The 19,056-nt window shown below is 60.3% G+C and carries 17 protein-coding genes; 2 read left to right on the top strand and 15 right to left on the bottom strand.

Annotated features, from left to right (window positions below; translation table 11 throughout):
* Nucleotides 1-606: 606 nt before the first annotated feature.
* The 5 genes from ACL2XM_RS07825 to ACL2XM_RS07805 all read right to left on the bottom strand — a co-directional run bounded on the left by ACL2XM_RS07825 (nucleotide 607) and on the right by ACL2XM_RS07805 (nucleotide 4,879).
* Nucleotides 607-1,383, bottom strand: coding sequence for a molybdopterin-dependent oxidoreductase (locus ACL2XM_RS07825; protein WP_413722992.1), 777 nt, complete (start codon nucleotides 1,381-1,383; stop codon nucleotides 607-609).
* Entirely contained in the window at nucleotides 1,380-2,246 is an 867-nt protein-coding gene (locus tag ACL2XM_RS07820; protein WP_410014769.1) for a cytochrome b/b6 domain-containing protein, read from the bottom strand. The genes ACL2XM_RS07825 and ACL2XM_RS07820 overlap by 4 nt, the downstream gene beginning before the upstream one ends.
* Before the next feature lie 52 nt (nucleotides 2,247-2,298).
* A complete protein-coding gene (locus ACL2XM_RS07815) occupies nucleotides 2,299-2,925 on the bottom strand; it encodes a hypothetical protein (protein ID WP_410014768.1) in 627 nt (208 codons plus the stop codon).
* Between the two features lie 208 nt (nucleotides 2,926-3,133).
* Nucleotides 3,134-3,721, bottom strand: a complete 588-nt coding sequence (locus ACL2XM_RS07810; protein ID WP_413722993.1) for a TetR/AcrR family transcriptional regulator — start codon at nucleotides 3,719-3,721, stop codon at nucleotides 3,134-3,136.
* A gap of 210 nt (nucleotides 3,722-3,931) precedes the next feature.
* A complete protein-coding gene (locus tag ACL2XM_RS07805; protein WP_410014766.1) occupies nucleotides 3,932-4,879 on the bottom strand; it encodes a LysR family transcriptional regulator in 948 nt (315 codons plus the stop codon).
* Nucleotides 4,880-4,951: 72 nt separating this feature from the next.
* Between ACL2XM_RS07805 and ACL2XM_RS07800 the strand changes: the two genes are divergently transcribed.
* Nucleotides 4,952-5,887, top strand: coding sequence for an alpha/beta hydrolase (locus ACL2XM_RS07800; protein WP_413722994.1), 936 nt, complete (start codon nucleotides 4,952-4,954; stop codon nucleotides 5,885-5,887).
* Nucleotides 5,888-6,016: 129 nt separating this feature from the next.
* Here ACL2XM_RS07800 and ACL2XM_RS07795 read toward each other — a convergent pair whose 3' ends face one another.
* From ACL2XM_RS07795 to ACL2XM_RS07765, 7 genes are all read right to left on the bottom strand, one after another.
* Nucleotides 6,017-7,177, bottom strand: coding sequence for a cobalamin-independent methionine synthase II family protein (locus tag ACL2XM_RS07795; protein ID WP_413722995.1), 1,161 nt, complete (start codon nucleotides 7,175-7,177; stop codon nucleotides 6,017-6,019).
* 76 nt (nucleotides 7,178-7,253) lie between these two features.
* Entirely contained in the window at nucleotides 7,254-8,903 is a 1,650-nt protein-coding gene (locus ACL2XM_RS07790; RefSeq protein ID WP_413730331.1) for a dipeptide ABC transporter ATP-binding protein, read from the bottom strand.
* Nucleotides 8,903-9,721 (bottom strand): ABC transporter permease, encoded by an 819-nt coding sequence (locus tag ACL2XM_RS07785; RefSeq protein ID WP_410014762.1) that lies wholly within the window; start codon nucleotides 9,719-9,721, stop codon nucleotides 8,903-8,905. Before ACL2XM_RS07785 ends, ACL2XM_RS07790 begins: the two co-directional genes overlap by 1 nt.
* Nucleotides 9,718-10,662, bottom strand: coding sequence for an ABC transporter permease (locus ACL2XM_RS07780; RefSeq protein WP_410014761.1), 945 nt, complete (start codon nucleotides 10,660-10,662; stop codon nucleotides 9,718-9,720). Before ACL2XM_RS07780 ends, ACL2XM_RS07785 begins: the two co-directional genes overlap by 4 nt.
* A gap of 15 nt (nucleotides 10,663-10,677) precedes the next feature.
* On the bottom strand, nucleotides 10,678-12,234 hold the full coding sequence (locus ACL2XM_RS07775) for an ABC transporter substrate-binding protein (RefSeq protein WP_413722997.1): 1,557 nt from the start codon (nucleotides 12,232-12,234) through the stop codon (nucleotides 10,678-10,680).
* Nucleotides 12,235-12,275: 41 nt separating this feature from the next.
* Nucleotides 12,276-13,394 (bottom strand): C45 family autoproteolytic acyltransferase/hydolase, encoded by a 1,119-nt coding sequence (locus tag ACL2XM_RS07770; protein ID WP_410014759.1) that lies wholly within the window; start codon nucleotides 13,392-13,394, stop codon nucleotides 12,276-12,278.
* 9 nt (nucleotides 13,395-13,403) lie between these two features.
* A complete protein-coding gene (locus tag ACL2XM_RS07765; RefSeq protein ID WP_410014758.1) occupies nucleotides 13,404-14,270 on the bottom strand; it encodes an alpha/beta hydrolase in 867 nt (288 codons plus the stop codon).
* Nucleotides 14,271-14,570: 300 nt separating this feature from the next.
* Between ACL2XM_RS07765 and ACL2XM_RS07760 the strand changes: the two genes are divergently transcribed.
* Nucleotides 14,571-15,203, top strand: coding sequence for a GntR family transcriptional regulator (locus ACL2XM_RS07760; protein ID WP_410014757.1), 633 nt, complete (start codon nucleotides 14,571-14,573; stop codon nucleotides 15,201-15,203).
* A gap of 97 nt (nucleotides 15,204-15,300) precedes the next feature.
* Here the strand turns inward: ACL2XM_RS07760 and ACL2XM_RS07755 are convergent, their stop codons facing one another.
* The 3 genes from ACL2XM_RS07755 to ACL2XM_RS07745 all read right to left on the bottom strand — a co-directional run bounded on the left by ACL2XM_RS07755 (nucleotide 15,301) and on the right by ACL2XM_RS07745 (nucleotide 18,860).
* Nucleotides 15,301-16,281, bottom strand: a complete 981-nt coding sequence (locus ACL2XM_RS07755; RefSeq protein ID WP_413722998.1) for a D-threonate 4-phosphate dehydrogenase — start codon at nucleotides 16,279-16,281, stop codon at nucleotides 15,301-15,303.
* Nucleotides 16,274-17,563 carry a D-threonate kinase gene (gene dtnK, locus ACL2XM_RS07750; protein ID WP_413722999.1) on the bottom strand — a complete coding sequence of 430 codons (1,290 nt, stop codon included), beginning with the start codon at nucleotides 17,561-17,563 and terminating at the stop codon, nucleotides 16,274-16,276. Before dtnK ends, ACL2XM_RS07755 begins: the two co-directional genes overlap by 8 nt.
* A 241-nt stretch (nucleotides 17,564-17,804) precedes the next feature.
* Nucleotides 17,805-18,860 (bottom strand): LacI family DNA-binding transcriptional regulator, encoded by a 1,056-nt coding sequence (locus tag ACL2XM_RS07745; RefSeq protein ID WP_413732683.1) that lies wholly within the window; start codon nucleotides 18,858-18,860, stop codon nucleotides 17,805-17,807.
* Between the last annotated feature and the right edge of the window lie 196 nt (nucleotides 18,861-19,056).

Genomic DNA, 19,056 nt, shown 5'->3' with positions numbered 1-19,056 from the left:
TTTTAGAATAATATTCAAGTATTCCAAAATGATAATATTTTCATGCTAAAAAGCTTATCGGCAAAAAACTTAATTTTCTTAAGACTAAATTAAGAAAAAGGATATAAAAAGTAAGCTTATGACTTATATGAATTAAATTTATTTACATTTCCCTTAAAACCAGAAAAATGGTGCAATTGTGCGTTTAATGATGAATTGCAATATGAAAAAAATAACATAAAATGCCGTAACTGCAATTTTATAGTGAGATATCTTCCTGAAGCTTCACTTAACCTAAATACATCAAAAAATCCCAGCTAAAATAAAAAATTCAAGAAATTTACGGTCTTTTGGCGTGATGCACATCAAGCTCTAATGACAAAAAAGTAAAAATTTAAAAATAAACATCCGCCAAAAAAATCACGAATTTATATAGCTTATTTATCAAAGATAAACACGGCCAAATTTAACGTGAGAGCGCTTATTTCAGGCATGCATCATTACATTTTCATCATGGATTTTTTCAGCCAGAGGTAGCGGGATTCCAGGCCCTGGCATCCCGTTGAACGCCAGGGCGTTTTTTATGGCCGCATAACGGGATAGTGTCAAAATCCCTATTGCACGACATTATATGCCCGCATACCACTCATAGCCGCGATCTTCCCAGTAGCCGCCTTTTCCGCTGCCCAGAGCATCAAACGCGGTAACGACTTCGATGCGCATCAGATACTTCGCATGCTTATAGCCGAGCTGTCTTTCAACCCGCAGACGCAGCGGCGCGCCATGGGCCACGGGCAGATCCCCGCCGTTCATGCCATAGGCCAGGAGAGTCTGGGGGTGGTAGGCATCGAGCAAATCGATACTTTCATAATAGCGGCCGCTACCATCCAGCGTCCTCTCCAGCTCGTCCGCGCAATGGAACACCACGTAGCGGGCGCCCGGTTTCACTCCCGCCGCATCCAGCACCCGCCCCAGCGGAACGCCTTGCCATTTGCCGATGGCGCTCCATCCCTCGACGCAATCGTGCCGGGTGATCTGGGTACGGGCCGGAAACAGTTTCAGGTCGGACAGCGACAGGCTCAGCGGTTGCCGCACCAGCCCGTCCACCTGCAGACGCCAGTCGGCAAAGCCGCGCTCCAGCAAGCGGGCATAGTCCTCCGAGTCCGGCATCTGCGTTCCATTGGCGCGAAAGACCGGCGACAGGTCGGCCTCAGTGTATTCCCGTGCCAGCGATTGACGCCCGAGCAGCATGCGTTGGCTGCCCATGGTCAGCTTTTCCACCTTATCCAGCCACGCGGTCACTTGCGCGTTCTGCGTCAGGCCATCGCACCCGGTGAGCAATGTCCCCCCCGCCCCGGCGAGCAGGCCGGCCAGGAGACGCCGGCGTGAAAACTGAGGTTTCATGGCTTGTCTCCTGTTTCGTCAATGGCGTATCGGCCGCTAATCATCGAGCGCAGATTGTTCCAAAGGCCCGAGGCGACCACCATCGCCACATGCACGATGACGAACAGCACCAGGAAAGACGCGGTGAGGAAGTGCAGCGTGCGCGCCGAAGGACGTCCGCCGAACAGATCCGGCAGGAATGGAAACACGGCGTTGAGTCCCGGCGACATCGCCAGTCCGGTCAACACCATAAGCGGGATCGCGCCGCCGACGACCGTCAGATAGGCCAGCTTTTGCAATGCGTTGTAGCGCCGCGCCGCTTCCCCCCTGGCGAAGCGCAGGCGCGCGTGGTCGATCACTTCCCGCCACAAATGGCGTAATGACAGCTGAGCCCTGGTAGGCAACAGGTCCCGCCGTAGGTGGCCGCGCCATAGCCCATGCGCCAGGTAGACCAGGCCATTAATGACCAGCAGCCAGGCGAAGAAAAAATGCCAATGCCGTCCGGCGCCCAGATCGTGATAGGACGGTAGGGTAAGCCAGGTCGGGAATGCGCGTGCGGCCGCGGCGCCGTCTTCGCTGGAAACGCCGAGAAAGCCGGTGGTTTCGATGCCCAGCGGGCCGATTTGGATATAGCCGCGCGATGTATCGCCCAGTTGCCTGGCGCCAATGGCGATAAACGCCCGATCCGCGTCGGCGCCGTATTGCCCCCAGTAGAGCCGGGGATGGGCATTAAAAATCTGCAATCCGCTCAGTAACAGAATCGACAGGCAGAGGACGTTCACCCAATGCGTAATGCGTACAGGCAATGAGTGCCGCTTAACGAGCCGGCGGCGCCCAGGCGGGGCTGATGGGGTCGGCGCGCTTGATGTATCAGGTTTGTTCATGACAGGCTCCTTGACCGGCTGGCCGACACCGCCAGCCGGCGGGGGTGATTGATTACATCGGGGGAACAACGCCGTTTTTGCCGACGATAAGATTACCGGCGGAAAGCTCGCCGTCCGCGCCCTTCTCTGCGCTGACGAAAACCACCGAGCCGGGCTTCACATCCTCAGGTGTGGCCGGCGCCAGCGTGACGACCGGCGTGCCTTGCGCAATGGAAATCTTTTTTTCCCGGCCGTGATAGCTGACCGTAACGTCGCTGCTGCCCACCGACTTGACCGCATCGGCCACGGTGGCATTGGTCATCGTGCTGTTGGGTTTCAGGTCCCAGCCGAAACTGCCTTCCGCCGCGCCTTTCAGCTGGGGCGGGAAGATCAGCACTTCCAGCGCCCCGTCGCCTCCCGCCGATGTGGGGAGCGACGCGATGCCGACGTAGTCGCCCGGCTTAATGTCGGCGATACCGGCCTTGGCTACCGCCGAGACCCTCCAGCCGGGTTTCAGGGTGACCATGACGGCTTGGCCCTCGCGCGACGTCACCTGGAGCCGGTCACCCGTCAGGGCGGCGACGGTACCCCGTACCCTGACGCTGTTATCGGCGGCGGCAGCCGGCGTCAGAGCGCTGGACATAAGGAGCGCGCCGGTCAGGCCGAGGGCCAGGAAGCGGGTTATTCTTGGAACAGTCATGTTGAATCTCCTGAGCGATGCGGGCACCGCGATAGATTGATATGGCGCATTAAAAGGAAAAACCGTCGCAGGCGGCGCCTGGAAAGCCTGCGACGTGATAACAAACCCCGGTTGGCGGGTATGCACCCGCGACAGCGTAATCAACCTACTAGTTGGTAGGCTTACTGCAGCGCAAAAAAACCCCGGCACCCCATTCCGCTGGAGCGGATCAGGCTGACGCGGTCAAATGATGGATCGTAGGCTGGATAATGGACTGAAAAGTTTGCGGATTGCCATAGGCCCGGGCGGCCAGCATCGCGCCGTGGACCGTGGCCATGAAAGCGCCGGCCTCGACGGCCGCACTGGCGCGCAGGTGGAATTGCCCCTGGGCCGCGCCGTTCTGGAGCAGCGACGCGAGCCAGTCAGACTGATCCTGAAAATGCCCGCAGACTTCATCCGCCACCCGGACCGGGATCGTCAGCAGTTCGGCGGCCAGCATCGCGCAAATGCAAAAAGAAGACGTACCATCGCGAATGCAGGTGATCCAGTAATCGGCATAGGCGTTAAGCTCCGCCAGCGGGTCGGCGAGCTGGCTATCAAGGGCCGCCATGCCTGCCCGCGCCTCTTCCCGATACAGGGCGACCACGGTTCTGACCAGTTCTTCCTTGCTGGGGAAATGATGATGGATGCTGGCCTTGCTGATGTGTACCCGGGCGGAAATATCAGCATAGCTGAAGCTGTTATAGCCGCCGGCGGCCAGCAGTAACCGCGCATGGGCGGCGATTTCCGCGGCCTTGGGAGAAAGCTCTGCGTTCATGATAAAAGTCCATCGACCAAACAAAGGGGGTGCGGCGAATGCTGCTTTACCGGCATTGCGGCCCCCGCAATAATGCGGGCGGGGCCCGACACAGGAAAGCCAGAACGCCATCGCGTGCAATCACCCTACTAGTTGGTAGCCTGGCTGTCAAGAGATCGATCACGCAGGGGCGGCCGGCTATATCCATGACGGCTGCCCGGCCGGAGCCTTTTAGCCCGGTTGCCCTTCCTTATGAAAATGCTGCACCAGCATATCGATGAACAGGCGTACCTTCGCCGCCAGATGTCTCCTGTCGGGATAAATGGCATGGATGGGTATCTCGCTGCCCTGGTATTGCGGGAATAATTTTACCAGCCGGTTTTTCCTCGCGTCATCCTCAGCCAGAAAGGACGGCAGGTAGGCAATGCCCATGCCTTCGACCGCGGCGTCCTTGATGGCCTCGCCGCTGTCAAAACGCAGGCGGCGGCGGCCGTCGATAAGGACCGGCGTCCCATCGGGCCCGGCCAGAGGCCAGGCGCCCGATGCGGAATGCAGGCCGTAGATAAGCCGCTGATGGCCGCTGAGGTCCGCTATGTTTTCTGGCGTGCCATAGCCTTGCAGATAGGCCGGCGCGGCATAAAGACAGGGACGGTATTTCGCAATCAGCCGGGCGACCATCAGCGAGTCGACGGGCATATCGCCCATGCGGATACCGAGATCGAACCCCTCTTCCACCAGGTCGACGACCCTGTCCGTAAAGCTGACCTCGACTTCCAGCTCCGGCCATGTTTTCAGGAATTGATTCAGCAACGGCAGGATAACTATCCTTCCGAAGGCCGCGGTCACGGTGAGGCGCAGCGTACCCCTGGGTTGCAGGCGGCCCTGCCTGACGCTGTGCTCGGCCTCGTCCAGATCGGACAGTATCTGCACGCAGCGCTCGTAAAAATTTTGCCCATCGGTTGTCAGCGACACCCTGCGGGTGGTGCGGTGCAGCAAGCGCGTACCCAGGTAGGCTTCCAGCCGTGCCAGCGACTTTCCGGCCGCGGAGCGGGTCAATCCCATGATTTTGCCGCCGGCGACAAAGCTGCCTGACTCGGCGATGGCCACAAAGGCACGCATGGTGTTGAGTTCAATTCCCCCGCCGCCATGCTGGCCGGCCGCGACGTGACGGACACTCACTGTAGAATCCTTTTCCCGAATGGTTGCGATAGAGTGATTGTGTAGAAACTTATTCACCCAGAAGGATATGCAATGTTACCTGTAAATGCCAGAAAAACGCTGGATGGCTGGATACAAGCGGCACTGCCTGTGGTCCAGAAAATGAATGGCCAGAGCGAGGCCGGATGGCCCGAGGCGCGCGCGGCCTATACGGCTGGACTGGAAAGGTTATTCCCGGCGCCTGGCGGGGTGTCGTTTACCCCCGTTGATTTGGGCGGCGTCGCCGCGCTGCGGGTCACGCCGGAAAATGTGCTGGAGGACCGCGTGCTGTTCTATATACACGGGGGCGGCTATGTCCATGGCGGGATAAACGCCTACCGCGGCCTGGCCGGAAAATATGCCGCGCTGCTGCGCGCCAGCGTCTATGTGCCCGATTACCGGCAAGCCCCGGAGCACCCGTTCCCGGTGCCGATTGAAGATACTTTTACCGCCTATCGCGCGCTGCTTGATAACGGCGTCGACCCGCGTTCCCTGGCGATATCCGGTGATTCGGCCGGCGGAGCGATGGTGGTGACCATTATGAGAAAAGCCAGGGACGCCGGCGTGCCCCTACCCGCCGCCGCCGTCGCCCTTTCACCCTGGGCGGATCTCACGCACAGCGGAAATTCGGCAACCGTCAGGGACGGTATCGATCCGCTGTGCAGCACGGCGTTTCTTAACCAACTGGCCCGTATATTCCTGGCCGGAGAATTGCCGACTCACCCTGATGCCTCGCCGATCTTCGCCGATGTCCGGGGGATTGCGCCCACCCTGATCCAAATTGGCGAAAATGAGGTCATGCTGAGCGGGGCCCTCCGCCTTGCGGCCCATCTCGGGGAAAGCCGGGTACGGACATCACTTGAGGTCTGGCCCGGCATGTTCCATGTCTGGCATTTGTTCTCCGGGGTTCTCCCCGAAGCCGACCAGGCGCTGCGTAACGCGGTGAGGTTTTTGGACGATGCCCTCCCCGCCGCGCCAGGCAATCCGTAAGCCCGCAACGCCGCATCGGCGGCGCGGCGTTTTCCCTTACGCGACGCAACACAGCGGCTATCAGGCCGCCGGGCGGCCCCCGTCACGCTCAGTGGGCAGGTTGCCGGCCGCTGGACGGCTGGCGTCCGCTTATTTTTTCCACAGTTTTTTACTGGCGAGGTCGGCGCCCGCGCGCAGGGCGCGGAATTTTTCCCGCACCACCGTGGGATGCACTTCCGTGCGATAGGTGGCCTGCGAAGAGAAACCGCAGTCGGCGCCGGCAATAACATTGTCGCGACCTACCCGTTCGGCAAAGCGGACCAGGCGTTCGGCAATCAGTTCCGGATGTTCCACGGTGTTGCTGGCATGGCATATCACGCCCGGGATCAACCGCTTGCCCGCCGGCAGCGTAATCTCTTCCCAGAGGTGGTATTCATGTTCGTGGCGTACATTGCCCGCCTCGAAGGAATAATCCGATGCGTTGATATTGAGCATATAGCGCACAAACTCCACGAAGGGCACATCGTGAATGCGCGGACCTTCGTTAATGCTGTAGCAGGTATGATAGCGAATTCTTTCCTGCGGCAGGCCCCGCAGCGCATGATTCAGGATCTCGACGTACTCGCCCGCCTTGCGGTGAATCGCCGCATTGTCCAGGGCGCGATCGGCAAACAGATCGGGCAGGAACGGATCGTCGATTTGCAGGCTGAATCCCGCGTCAATCACCGCTTTATACTCGACGCGCAGCGCCTCGGCCACCGCCGAGAGATACTCGCCTTCGCTGGCATAAAACGCATTGCTGCCCACGCCGGTCGGCGCCACCGACGGGACAAACGCCGAATGGGCGCTCACTTTACCCAATGCGGCCGCCAGGTTGGCCAGGTCGCGCTGCAATTGCGCCGTGCCGTGATAGGCGATAGGTCCGGTGCAGGCCACCGGGACGAATGGCACCAGGTTGCCGCCGAGCATCGCTTCGCCGAAATAGTGCTGATAATAATCGGGAAACGCCTCGATCTCCGCGTCAAAAGCCGTATAGCGTTGCCCGGGGCGCGCAGAGAAGCCGCTCATGCGATCGCGGACATAGGCAAAGAAACCGACTTTGGATTGTTCACCGTCGGTAACGATATCAATGCCGTCATCGACCTGTTGCTGAACCGACTCGATCACCGCGTCTTTAATGCAGCGGTCCAGCTCCGCCTGATTATCCGCGCCGTCAATATTCGCCTTCATCAGATCCAGCAATTTCACGGGCCGTGGGAGACTGCCGACATGGGTGGTTAAAATACGATCAGAGCCTTGCAGTGTGGACATTATTACCCTTCATCTGATGTCAAAATAGGTGAGAAAATAACTTACTACGGCCACAGGCGGATGGGAAGTCCCCCGGCTACGGCGCCTGGACCGGCGCCTCCAGCTGATAGCCGCCATTCTCCAGCAGCTTAAGCTGCGGCAGGCAGGAAAGCAGCCGCCGGGTATAGTCGTGCTGCGGCCGATCCAGCACATCGTCGCTCCAGCCGTTTTCCACCAGCCGGCCTTTTTCCATGACCATGATGCGATCGGCGACCTGCTCCACCGCGCCCAGGTCGTGGGTGATAAACAGGCAGGCGAAACCGTAGCTGTCCTGCAGGCGGCGCAGCAGCGTCAAAATCTGCTTTTGCACGGTCATATCCAGCGCCGAGGTCGGCTCGTCGGCGACGATAAAGGCCGGTTTGCGGATCACGGCGCGGGCGATGGCCACGCGCTGGCGCTGGCCGCCGGAAAGCTGGTGCGGATAGCGGTCGATGAAAAATTCCGCCAGGCCGACTTCGTTCAATACCTCTTTGACGCGCGCCAGGCGGTGCGCACGCCCGGTATCATTGAAGACCCGCAGCGGTTCTTCCAGGATCTGGCCGATTTTCATGCGCGGATTGAGGGAGGAATAGGGATCCTGCTGGATGATCTGGCAGGCCAGGCGCCACCGGCGTTTTAACGCCGGGTCCCGGTCGTTGACATCCCGGCCCTCGAACAACAGCGAGCCGGCGCTCACCGGCAACATACCGGCAATCGCCTTGCCGATGGTGGTTTTTCCCGAGCCGCTGGCGCCGACCAGCGCCACCGTTTCGCCCCGGCGCACGTTAAAACTGACGCTGTTCACCGCCCGGGTGACGCGCGCCGGTTGCAACCATGTTTTCTGCCCCGGATAATCGATACTCACGTCGCTCAGCGTCAGTACCGCCGATGCCGACAGTAGCGAGCGGCGATCGGCGGGCGCTTTTCTGACGGGCATCGCGTCCAGCAGCCGGCGGGTATAGGGATGCCGGGGTTCGGCCAGCAGCAGCCGGCTTTCGCCCTGCTCCACCAGCGCGCCCTGCTCCATCACCATGATGCGCGAGGCGTAGTTGGCCACCATCGACAGATCGTGGCTTATCAGGATCACCGCGCTGCCCTGCTCGGCGGTCAGGGACAGCATCAGGCTCATCACTTCATGCTGCACCAGCACATCCAGCGCCGTGGTGGGTTCATCGGCGATAATCAGTTTCGGTTCCAGCAGCATCACCGCGGCAATCATCACCCGCTGGCGCATCCCGCCGGAAAATTGGTGCGGAAAGCTGGCCAGCAGCGTTTCGCCGCCGTCCAGCCCGACGCGGCGCAGCATGGCGACGATTTTCTGTTTGCGCTCCTGCGGCGTCAGCGTGGTGTGCAGCGCCAGCCCTTCATCCAGCTGGCGGCCGATGGTCATGGCCGGATTTAGCGAGGTCATGGGTTCCTGGAACACCATGCCGATACCGGCGCCGCGCACCTGGCGCAGCTGCTCGTTATCCAGCGCCAGCAAATCCTGGCCGGCGAACCGCAGCCGATCGGCCCGGCGCGCGACATTGGACGGCAGCAGCCCCATCAGCGCTCGCATCGCCAGGGTTTTGCCGCTGCCCGATTCGCCGACCACCGCCAGCACTTCGCGCGGCTGCAGACAAAAGGAAATGCCGTTCACCACCGTGCGATCCTGCACGCTAATGGTCAGGTTACCGACGTCCAGCAGAGGCTGCGCGGTGTTATTCATTATTGCATCCTCGGGTCAAGATAATCGCGCAGCGCGTCCCCCAGCAGGTTGACGCCCAGCAGCGCAAGGGAAATACAGCACCCCGGCAGCAGGGCCAGGTAGGGCGCCTGGGAAAGATAGGTACGGCTTGCCGCCAGCATATTGCCCCAGGTGGGTTCCGGCGGCGGTACCCCGAGCCCGAGGAATGACAGGGCGCTTTCCGAAATCAGCACCCAGCCCAGCATGGACGTGGCCAGCACCGTCAGCGGCGCGATGCAGTTGGGCAGGATATGATGCAGCAGGATAAATCCTTCGCGATGTCCCATCACCCGGGAGGCGTGGACAAAATCCGTCTCGCGCAGCCCCAGCACCGTTCCGCGCACCACCCGCACCACCGAGGGGGTATAGGCCAGGCCCAGGGCGAGAATAATGCCGTAGCGGTTACTGCCCAGGATGCTCAGCAGGCCGAGTGCCAGCAGGATGCCCGGAAACGCCAGCAGCGTATCGGTCACCATCATGATGACCCGGTCGGTCACGCCGCGCAGATAGCCGCTCAGCAAGCCCAGCACAATCCCCGTCAGCAGCGCGAAGGCCACCGTCAGCACCGAAATGCTGATGCTGGCGCTGGCGCCGAGCATAATGCGGCTCAATACGTCGCGTCCGTATTCGTCGGTGCCGAACCAGTGCGCGGCGCCGGGACTTTGCAGCCGGGCCAGAATATTGATCCGGCTGGGGTCGAACGGCGTCCAGAAGAACCCCACCAGGCTGGCGCAGACGATAATCCCGATCATTAGCCCGCCCAGCAGGGCGTTGGGCGCCAAAAATATTGAGCGTTTCATGATGCGGCCACCCTGGGATCAAACAGCGGATAAAGGGCATCTATCACCAGATTGGTCAGGACATAGATACCGGCGATAAACAGCATGCACCCCTGGATAACCGGATAATCACGGGCATAGATGCCGTCCACCAGCAGCCTGCCGAGGCCCGGCAGGCTAAACACCGTTTCGGTTACCGCCACGCCGCTCAGCAGGTTGCCGAGCGTAAGGCCTATCAGCGTCCAGGTCGGCCCGAAGGCATTGGGAAACACATGGCGCGACAGTACGGTACGCTCGCGCAGCCCCTTGGCGCGGGCGTGGGTGACATAATCCAGGCGCAGCACCTCCAGGGTGCTGGCGCGCATCATGCGCACCAGCGCGCCCACTTCCACCAGCACCAGCGTCAGCACCGGCATCAGCAGATAGAGCACGCCCTGCCAGGCGTTGTCCCGAATCGAGACATACCCCACCACCGGCAGCCAGCCGAGCTTCAGGCCGAAAAACATCAGGATCAGCAGCCCCATCCAAAAACTCGGTATCGACAGCAGAAACGTCGAGAACATCACCAGGCCGACATCAAGACGGGTGTTCTGTTTCCATGCCGCCAGCATGCCGAAAGGCACGGCGACCAGCGCGGCCACGACCACCGCCGCCAGCACCACGCTCATGGTGACGGAAAACCGTTCGAGGATCAGCGGCAGTATCGCCTGTCCGCTCTGGATGGAGTGACCGAAGTCGCCGTGCAGCACCTGGCCGAACCAGATAAAAAACTGCGTCAACAGCGACTGATCCAGGCCCATGTTATGGCGCAAATCCGCCAGGCTGCTCTCGGTCGCCAGATCGCCAAGCATCAGCAGCGCCGGATCGCCGGGCACCAGCCTGGTCAGCAGGAAGACGATCACCGTCACCAGCAGCAGCGTCGGGATCGCCGACGCCACCCGCCTGAAGATAAAACTCAGCATGACGACTCCTTGCCACTATGACTTAACGGATACGTTCCACAGGCGGGCGGCGGCGGCCAGCCAGGGTTTATAGCCTACGATAACCTTGCGGTGCGCGATAATATCCAGCCCCGGATAGAAAATAATCAGCGGCACCTGTTCGATCATCATGCGGTGCAGCTGGTCGACGATATCCTGCCGCTGTTTGCTGTCGCTGACATAGGCCAGGCTGTCCACCAGTTTGTTGGCCTGGGGATCGTCCCAAACCTTGCGCGGCTGCTTGGCTTTATCGCCGTTGATTTGCTCAAACGCCAGCGCCGGTTCAAAGCGCGCCGAGAAGGTAAAGGTCATCATCTGGTAGCGGCCGGCCTGGTAGCGTTCAAGCTGGGTGGCCCATTCCATGGTGGTGATTTTGGCGTTGATGCCGGCGGCCTGCAGCATCGCCTGCACGATAACCGCCATATCGAAGCTGGGCACGGTGGAGCGTTTATTGGCGATGATTTCAATCGTCTCGCCTTTATATCCGGCTTCCTCTAGCAGCTGTTTGGTACGGGCGGGATCATATTTATAGCCCTGCTTTTCCACTTCTTTATAGTAACCGGAGGCCACGGAAATATTGGAATTGCTCGGCGTGGCCAGCCCCTCGCTGGTGCCCATGGCGATTTGTTCGGTATCCAGCGCCGCGGCGATCGCCTGGCGCAGCTTGAGGTTTTTCAGCAGCGGATCCGCCGTTTGGATAAGCAGCGCATGGCGCTGGGCGTTGGGCGCCACCGCGATGGCCACATTGGGGTCGGTTTTCAGGTCCGACGCGTCGATGGGGCTGACCTGGGCAACATCCACCGCACCGGAGCGCAGCCCCGCTTTCACCGTGGCGGCGTCCGGCACGGCCATAAACCGCACTTCGTCCACCAGCGCTTTCTTGCCGCCGACAAAACCATCCGGCGCGCCGGCGCGGGAGCTGTAGCCGTCAAAACGTTTCAGCGAAACGTATTCACCGTGCTTCCAGTTATCGAAGGTAAAAGGACCGGTGGCGATAGGCTTGATCCAGTTGCCCTGCCCGTCCACGGATTTGGGACTGACGACCGCCGCGGCGCCGCAGTCGGTGCGGGCCAGCGTATCGAGAAACAGCGCCACCGGCTGCGCCAGCGTCATCACCACCGTACTGTCGTCCGGCGCGCTTACCGACGTGACGTTGATCTGGCTGCTGCCGTCGAATTCCCGCAGGCAGCGCCACTGGGTTTTCGGATCGGTCCAGTGCTTCCAGCTCCACAGCACATCCTGCGCGCCCAGGGTATCGCCGTTGTGGAATTTGATATTTTTGCGCAGATGGAACACATATTTTTTGCCGCCGTCCTGCACCTCCCAGGTGTCGGCCAGCATCGGCCCGACGGTGCCGTCCTCCCGATAGCCCACCAGCCCTTCCACCACGTGCATCAGCACGTCGTCGGTATTGCCGTCGCGGTTCACGCCCGGCTGGCTGCTGCGGATGTCCTGGTTTAAGGCAAAACGGATGATGCTGTTGTCGGCCGCGCCGGCCCGGGCCGCCATCATTCCCGGCAGGAGCATAACGATACACGCGATTATCTGCTTCATAGTATCCTCAATGGGTCGTTGTTTCGTTCGGACGGCGGCTGTCAGGACAGGGCCAGGGAATATCGGGTAAATTCGCGGTTAATCGCCGGCAGCGGCGCCACCTCCATCGTGCCCGCGGTGGAGTCCATAACGATCATCGCCACGGTGGCCGACAAATCGCTTTGAAAACCGGGACGCGGCGGCCGGCATACCGAATACGGCGCGCCGAAGTCGTCAAAAAAGGCATTTTTCAAATCGTCTGCGCTGAGCTTGGGCTTAGCGCGCAGCAATTGATTCACCCGCCAGGCGCGGTACAGGGTATCGGGCGACGTGCCAATGCCCATTTCGCGGATTTTGCTTTTTGCCGCGTCGCTTTCCCAATGGTTGGCGTGCACCAGGATGCCGTCGGTGGGGTACAGGGTAAAAGACTCATCCGGCGCGCATTCAAAATCAATGGCGAACCCCTCGCGGGTGCTGAGCATCATATTGTTGGAGCAGGACTTCGGCGTGACCGCCACCACCCGCATCGCCAGCGCCATATGCTGCTGCTCCAGCACCTTGCGGCGGATCAGGGAAATCGGCACGCCTATCTGGCGGTAGTCGCGCTCGCAGCGCAGATAGTTGGCGGTGATGGCCAGGCCGGCCTGGTTTACGCCGCTGCGCGCCAGGCCGCCGGCCTCCACAAAGGTCAGGTAATCTGGGCCGTCGTCGCGGTGCACTTTCAGTACGATGGAACTGTCGGCGCATTCGGCGCGCCAGTCCCAATTCTGCCCGTGGATCAGCCGTCCGCTGGCGCTGCGCTGCGGCAAAATCACCGCGCCGCTGCAGCCGTCCTTGATAGTATCGTCATGGGCGTCGCGCTGCTCTTTCAGCAGCCGGGCCTTGGCGATCACCTCGGTGCGGGCGTTGATCATCACGATGCCTTCCAGCGGTACGCCCGCCCCGGTCGCGATGCCGGTCATTTCCGTCAGGTAGTCGGCATCGAAATCGCGGATGATGGCGCTGAAGGCGGTAATGAGTTCCTCGCGCTGAGCTTGGCTTAATCCCAGCTCGCGCAGCTGATCGCCGTAAAGGCCGACGCTCAGGCGGATGCGATCGCGGGCGATTTCGCCGTATTGCAACCCGCGTTCATGGGCGCTGCCGGATACGGTAACCAGCGGAAAGGGGGTAATCTGCGACATCGTGTCTCCTTAACGGGGGGGTGGCGCGCAACGGTGGCTGCGCAGCACGCGCAGGAAAAAATCCTTTACGGTATCCAGCACTTTCATGCCGTCATGGCCGACATTGGGCACGATGTCCTGGCGCGCATCGACGCCGTGCCCGAGCAGGCTCTGGTAAAGCGCGGTATTGCGCTCGATGCGGGTCGCGCCGGCGTCGTTACAGCCCGGCATATAATATTTGCCTCCCGGCCGGTGGGTAATTTCCCAGGTTTCCACATCGACCTTGCCCACCACCAGTTGCACCGGCACCTGCCGCAGGGCGGCATAATTCAGCGGTTTGCCGAACATCTGTTCAAAATTGCGCACGCCCACCCACCAGTCCTGGTGTTCATCCAGCAGGGTAACGGAGCCCGGCGCGCCGATGGAGACGCCCAGCAGGCGTTCGGGATGGATATACAGGAAGCGGTGCACAAAATGGCCGCCGCCGGAATACCCGAACAGTAAAAACCGGTCGAACGGCGTGCCGAGGGATGCGGCGACTTCATCCACCATCGACAGCAGTACCCGATCATAGCGGATGCCCTGCTCGATAATGTACTTAAAACCATGGGAGTTGCCGTCTTGCAACGGTCCCACCGGGAACAGCGGCGCCAGGATCACGCAGCGGTTATAGCGGCCGAATTCGGCGAAAGCGTCGCGGTAGGCGGTCATGCTGCGCCCGGTGCCGTGCATGACCACCGCCAGGCAATGTCCGGCGGGATCGGCGTCAAAATCGGGCGGAACATACATGCAATAGGCAAAACGGGGGTCCTGCCTGCTGGCGAAAATGGTGGTATGGCCGCGCTGATAAAGCGCGCGTCCGCGGGTTTCCGCCAGTTGGGTTTCGTCGAGGGCCATTTTTTTCCTGTTGAAATGACAGGGTGATGAGTGATTTTCATTCAAACATAAAACCAAAATTGGCGCCAATTTAATTGGATAAATATGCGCAAAAACTATCGCCCCCATCACATTTCTCGGTAATATAAAAGTATCCTCTGCGGCAATAACCCAGTAACACGATGATTTACGATAAGAAGCCGCGCGCCGTCCCGCCCATTTCTCCATAGGGTTTTATTATGGCGGCGGTATTTCAGGCGGCGCAAAACGCCTTATAATGCTTTGAATCGACGACCGCCAGGTTAATGAAGGACGCTAAACATGAAGCAAAAAAAGCCCGGCGCATCCGCCAATGTCGCCAACGATATCGCCAAGGATATTAATACCGGCGAATTCACCGCCGGCATGTGGCTGAAACAGGCCGAGCTGGAAGAACGCTATGGCTGCACCCGCGCCGATGTGCGCCGCGCCCTTGACCAACTGGTGATTGAACGGCTGGTGCAGCACGTGCCCAACAAGGGGTACCACGTCTACGCGCCCAATTTGCAGCAGCGCCGGAATATTTCGGCTATCCGCTGTATCCTGGAGTGCGCCGCCGCGCCGGATATTGTCGAGAATATCGGCGAACAGGGCATCGCGCGCCTGACGGACTGCGCGCAGGCGTTCGCCGACGCCACCTGGCACGGCACGTTGCTTGAGCAGTATGAGGCCAATATGGCTTTTCACCGGGCGCTGCTGGCGCCCTGCCTGAACCAGGATATGGTGGAGCTGATTTTCGATCTGCGCAGCCGGGTGCCCTCCGCCCCGCTGGGGCAATGGAGCTCCCATGCCCGGATAGAAAAATCGTCCGGCGAACATTTCGCCATGGTGGCGGCGATCCGCGATCGGGATGCGCCAAAGCTGGCGCGCCTGATTGCGCAACATATCCAGCAGTTGGAATCCAGCGGGGAATAAAGGAAAGCGGCGTCCTCATGTCAGGATTCGGATGATGGCGAGGAAAAAAGACCATCATCCGCTTGAGACGGCGCGGCGCGACAGGGTGCGGCGTCCCTCAGGCCAGCTGCATGGCCAGTTTTATCGCTATCGCCATGCTGTCGGCCTTGGCCTTGCCGGTCCAGGCAATATCAAACGCCGTGCCGTGATCGGCTGAGGTGCGGATGAACGGCAGGCCGGCGGTAATGTTGACACCGTCATAAAACCCTAGTAATTTCAACGGGATATGCCCCTGATCGTGGTACATCGCCACCACCATATCATAATGGCCTTCATAGGTTTGCAGAAAAACGGTATCGGGCGGGCACGCGCCGGTGACGTCCAGCCCTTTGTCGCGCATGGCGGCCACCGCGGGATTAACGACGGTAATTTCCTCGTCGCCGAACAGGCCGTGCTCACCCGCGTGCGGGTTGACGCCGGCTACCGCGATGCGCGGGTGGGGGAAACCGACCCGCCTGAGAAAGGTATCCGCCATTTGAATGACCGTTTCCACCCGCTCGCGGCTCAGCGTGTCGAGAAATTTACGCAGCGCGATATGCGTGGTGACATGAATCACCTTCAGCCGGTCGGTGTATAGCACCATGGCGTAATCCCGGCTCTGCGTCAGCTTGGCCAGCAATTCGGTATGGCCGGGGTAAATATGGCCGGCGGCATGCAGCGCCTCCTTGTTCAGCGGCGCGGTGGCGATGGCGTGGACCTCGCCGGCCAGCGCCAGTCCGGTGGCGTGTTTTACGCAGCGATAGGCCAGGTCGCCCGCCTGCGGCTGCACCTGGCCGGGAACCAATGCCGCGGGCTGTTGCAGCGGCTCATCGATGACATTGATAACCCCGGGCGCAAACCGCGCGTCGGCGGGACGGGCAATGATTTTCAATTCGGCGGGCGGTGTGATCCGCAGCGACAGGATACGGCGCAGGGTGGAAACACAGCCCACCACCACCACCGGCGCACCGGAAAATTCACCTTCAGCCAACGCTTTAATGATAATTTCCGGACCAATGCCCGCCGGATCTCCCATGGTTACCGCAATTGTCTTAGTCACGCGACATCTCCTCAATAAAGCGAATAACTTCTGATAGCGTGGTTTCACCGCCGAAACCGCCCGCTTTGGTCATTACCGGTATGTTTTGCGCCACGCCGCCCAGCAAGCGGCCGTAAGGGACGCAGGCGGCAATCTGTCCCCGGATGTGGAAGCCGGTCGCATCCAGCGCGGAGGCGACCGCGACGGCAACGTCGCCGCCGGTCAGATACAGCCCGCCGATGGGTTGGGCGTCGACCACCCGGCGCGTCAGGCGGCCGAGCGCCAGGCAGATATCCTCGCCCAACCGCTGGCGGCTGATGCCGTGTTGTCGACAGACCGCTTCGATATGCCGTCGCTGATCTTCATCCTGGCAGGTACGAACCACGCAGTGCCTGCCCGCGCGCAATGCCGCGCTCACGTCACCGACCCATTGATCGATCAAGCTCGCCGGGTTTGCGCTGAACAGACGCAGCACATCAATATCCACCAGCCTGACCGCCGCGTTATCCCGCGCGTGGTCGATTTGCCGCCGGGCCGCGGCGCTCATGGAGCCGATAACCGCCAGCAGGGGCGGCGCCGGCGCGAATGGCAGGCTGCGCGCCAACGGGTCAATCAAGCCCGCCGATCCCACCAGCAGCGGCTTGAACGGCAACTGCCGCAGCGCCGCGACGATACGTTGTAAATCGTCGTCCAGCAGGCTGTCGAGCACCACCAGCCGGCAACCCTGTTCCGCCAGGGCGGTAATCCGCATTGCCAGGGAAGCGTCGCGCACCGCCGCTACATCCAGCTCCGCCAGCGGCAGCGCGCTTTGCTCGTTGATCCGTCCGGCTATGGAGGAGGTGTCGACCGGCGTATTGGGATCGCTGGCAAATTCGGTATCGGTTAACCTGCGGCCGTTGACTTCGCAGTGGCCGTTGCGGATGCACCGGCCCATGGCGGGCGCGGCCGCGGCGATAATCGCCAGCGGCGCCTGCGCGCCGTTGAGGGCCGCCTCGATTTCGGCGCCCAGGTTGCCGCGCAGCGTGGAATCGATCTTTTTATACAGCCAGCCGTCCGGCGCGACGGCACGTAATTGCCCTACCGCCCTGCCCACCCTCCGCGCCGCCTCCCCGGCCGGCAGGGCGCGGCTGTCGGTACTGATAACCCAGGCGTCGGCGCGACCGCCGTCGGTGATCGCGTCCGCGCCGCCGAACAGCACATTGACCCGGGCGCCGTGGCGGGTCAGCCCCACGCCCGCATCATTGGCCCCGGTAAAATCGTCGGCGATCACCCCTATCTGCGCGTTGTTTTGCCCGGCCGGCATAGACATTCCTTAGGTTATTATCGGTGGTCACGAGTTATAATGATTATATTTAATCATATTTGATTAACCGTGAGCAAGATCAAATTATCCAAACGGAGACTTAACGCTGATACATGCCACATGGCAGTAGTTTATGACATATTATGATTGAAATCGCGCAATGAGACTAACCGCGGTCAAACAACGCCGGATATCGTTGGCCAACAGCCGCCAACGCGTCGGCCGTGGCAGATTGCATGCCTTATACGTCTGCCTGACCCGACGTGGGCGGTACCGGGCCGCAGCTGGCGCGGTTTTCAAACCAGGTTGGCAAGAGAATATGTTCTTTTTCATGAGGATGCCGCAGCTGTCCCAGTAACAGCTCCGCGGCACGTTTGCCCAATAAGCCGTTATCGCGCATCACGGTGGCAATTGGCGGCGAAAACAGGCGGCCGATGGCGACATCGTCACAACACACCAGCGACAGATCGCGGCCGAGGACCAGGTTGCGCTGCCCCACCGCTTTCAGCGCACCCTCCAGTAATTGGTTACCGCCCAAAATCACCGCGGTCGGCGGGTGTGACAATGCCAGTAAGCGCGCCATAGCCCGCTCGCCGTGGGCGACCGACAGGATACCTGCCTCTATCATAAAATCAGGCGCCGCCTGGCATGCCTGATAGGCCTCCCGCACGGCACGGATACGCTCCCGGGTCGGGCGCACATCTCGTCCGACGATCAGGCCGATACGCCGGTGGCCCAACTGCAATAGCGCCCTGGCGGCGGCGCCTACGCCGGTAAAATGATCGGATAATACCGTATTGGCGTTGACATCATCCGGCAACGTACGGTCAATCACCACCATGGGAATGGTGCTTTTACGCAGCACGCTCAGGGTCGCTTCATCATTTTCCAGCGACGGCAGCAAAATCAGCCCGTCCACCTGGCGTTGTTGCAATACGTCAATATGTTCCGCATCCATTGCCGGCACCCCGCCGGAATTGGTCAGCAGCAGGGAAAACCCCGAGGCCGTCAGGACACTTTCCGCGCCGCTGACGATTGAGGCCAGCAACGGATTGGTGATATCCGAACAGACAAAACCGATAGATTTAGTTGAACGGCGACGCAGGCTTTGCGCCAGGACATTGGGGGTATAACGTAACTTCTCCGCCGCAGCCAGTACCCGTTCCGTCATTTCTTTACTGACGCCCGGTTGCCCTGACAGCACGCGGGAAACGGAGGCGATCCCCACGCCGGCCAGTTCAGCAACTTGACGGATTCCGGCCCGTTCATTGACCGGTGTCTCATTTTTTGAACTCATATACATCCTCGCGCCAAAGAAACTTGACAGTCTGTGGCAACCGCTTTTTAATCACTGGAAACGTTTCCGGAAACGTTTCCAAGCATCATATAACAACATATCGCCGATTATTTTAGGGTTATTACCACCGCCTCGCACGCTGGATGCGAAGGTAAGCATAACTCGTATGTGGTTTTTTATTCCAACGTTGGCCAAA

Origin of the sequence: Sodalis sp. RH20 (assembly GCF_047324205.1) — a bacterium.
Classification (GTDB): domain Bacteria; phylum Pseudomonadota; class Gammaproteobacteria; order Enterobacterales; family Enterobacteriaceae; genus Acerihabitans.
This window is presented reverse-complemented; position numbering and strand designations above follow the sequence as displayed.

Coding starts and splice junctions, on each gene's coding strand:
- ACL2XM_RS07825 (WP_413722992.1), bottom strand. CDS start 1,383: ATGAAACCTCAGTTTTCACGCCGGCGTCTCCTGGCCGGCCTGCTCGCC.
- ACL2XM_RS07765 (WP_410014758.1), bottom strand. CDS start 14,270: ATGGCCCTCGACGAAACCCAACTGGCGGAAACCCGCGGACGCGCGCTT.
- ACL2XM_RS07790 (WP_413730331.1), bottom strand. CDS start 8,903: ATGAATAACACCGCGCAGCCTCTGCTGGACGTCGGTAACCTGACCATT.
- ACL2XM_RS07810 (WP_413722993.1), bottom strand. CDS start 3,721: ATGAACGCAGAGCTTTCTCCCAAGGCCGCGGAAATCGCCGCCCATGCG.
- ACL2XM_RS07745 (WP_413732683.1), bottom strand. CDS start 18,860: ATGAGTTCAAAAAATGAGACACCGGTCAATGAACGGGCCGGAATCCGT.
- ACL2XM_RS07780 (WP_410014761.1), bottom strand. CDS start 10,662: ATGCTGAGTTTTATCTTCAGGCGGGTGGCGTCGGCGATCCCGACGCTG.
- ACL2XM_RS07775 (WP_413722997.1), bottom strand. CDS start 12,234: ATGAAGCAGATAATCGCGTGTATCGTTATGCTCCTGCCGGGAATGATG.
- ACL2XM_RS07795 (WP_413722995.1), bottom strand. CDS start 7,177: ATGTCCACACTGCAAGGCTCTGATCGTATTTTAACCACCCATGTCGGC.
- ACL2XM_RS07800 (WP_413722994.1), top strand. CDS start 4,952: ATGTTACCTGTAAATGCCAGAAAAACGCTGGATGGCTGGATACAAGCG.
- ACL2XM_RS07785 (WP_410014762.1), bottom strand. CDS start 9,721: ATGAAACGCTCAATATTTTTGGCGCCCAACGCCCTGCTGGGCGGGCTA.
- ACL2XM_RS07820 (WP_410014769.1), bottom strand. CDS start 2,246: ATGAACAAACCTGATACATCAAGCGCGCCGACCCCATCAGCCCCGCCT.
- ACL2XM_RS07760 (WP_410014757.1), top strand. CDS start 14,571: ATGAAGCAAAAAAAGCCCGGCGCATCCGCCAATGTCGCCAACGATATC.
- dtnK (WP_413722999.1), bottom strand. CDS start 17,563: ATGCCGGCCGGGCAAAACAACGCGCAGATAGGGGTGATCGCCGACGAT.
- ACL2XM_RS07770 (WP_410014759.1), bottom strand. CDS start 13,394: ATGTCGCAGATTACCCCCTTTCCGCTGGTTACCGTATCCGGCAGCGCC.
- ACL2XM_RS07815 (WP_410014768.1), bottom strand. CDS start 2,925: ATGACTGTTCCAAGAATAACCCGCTTCCTGGCCCTCGGCCTGACCGGC.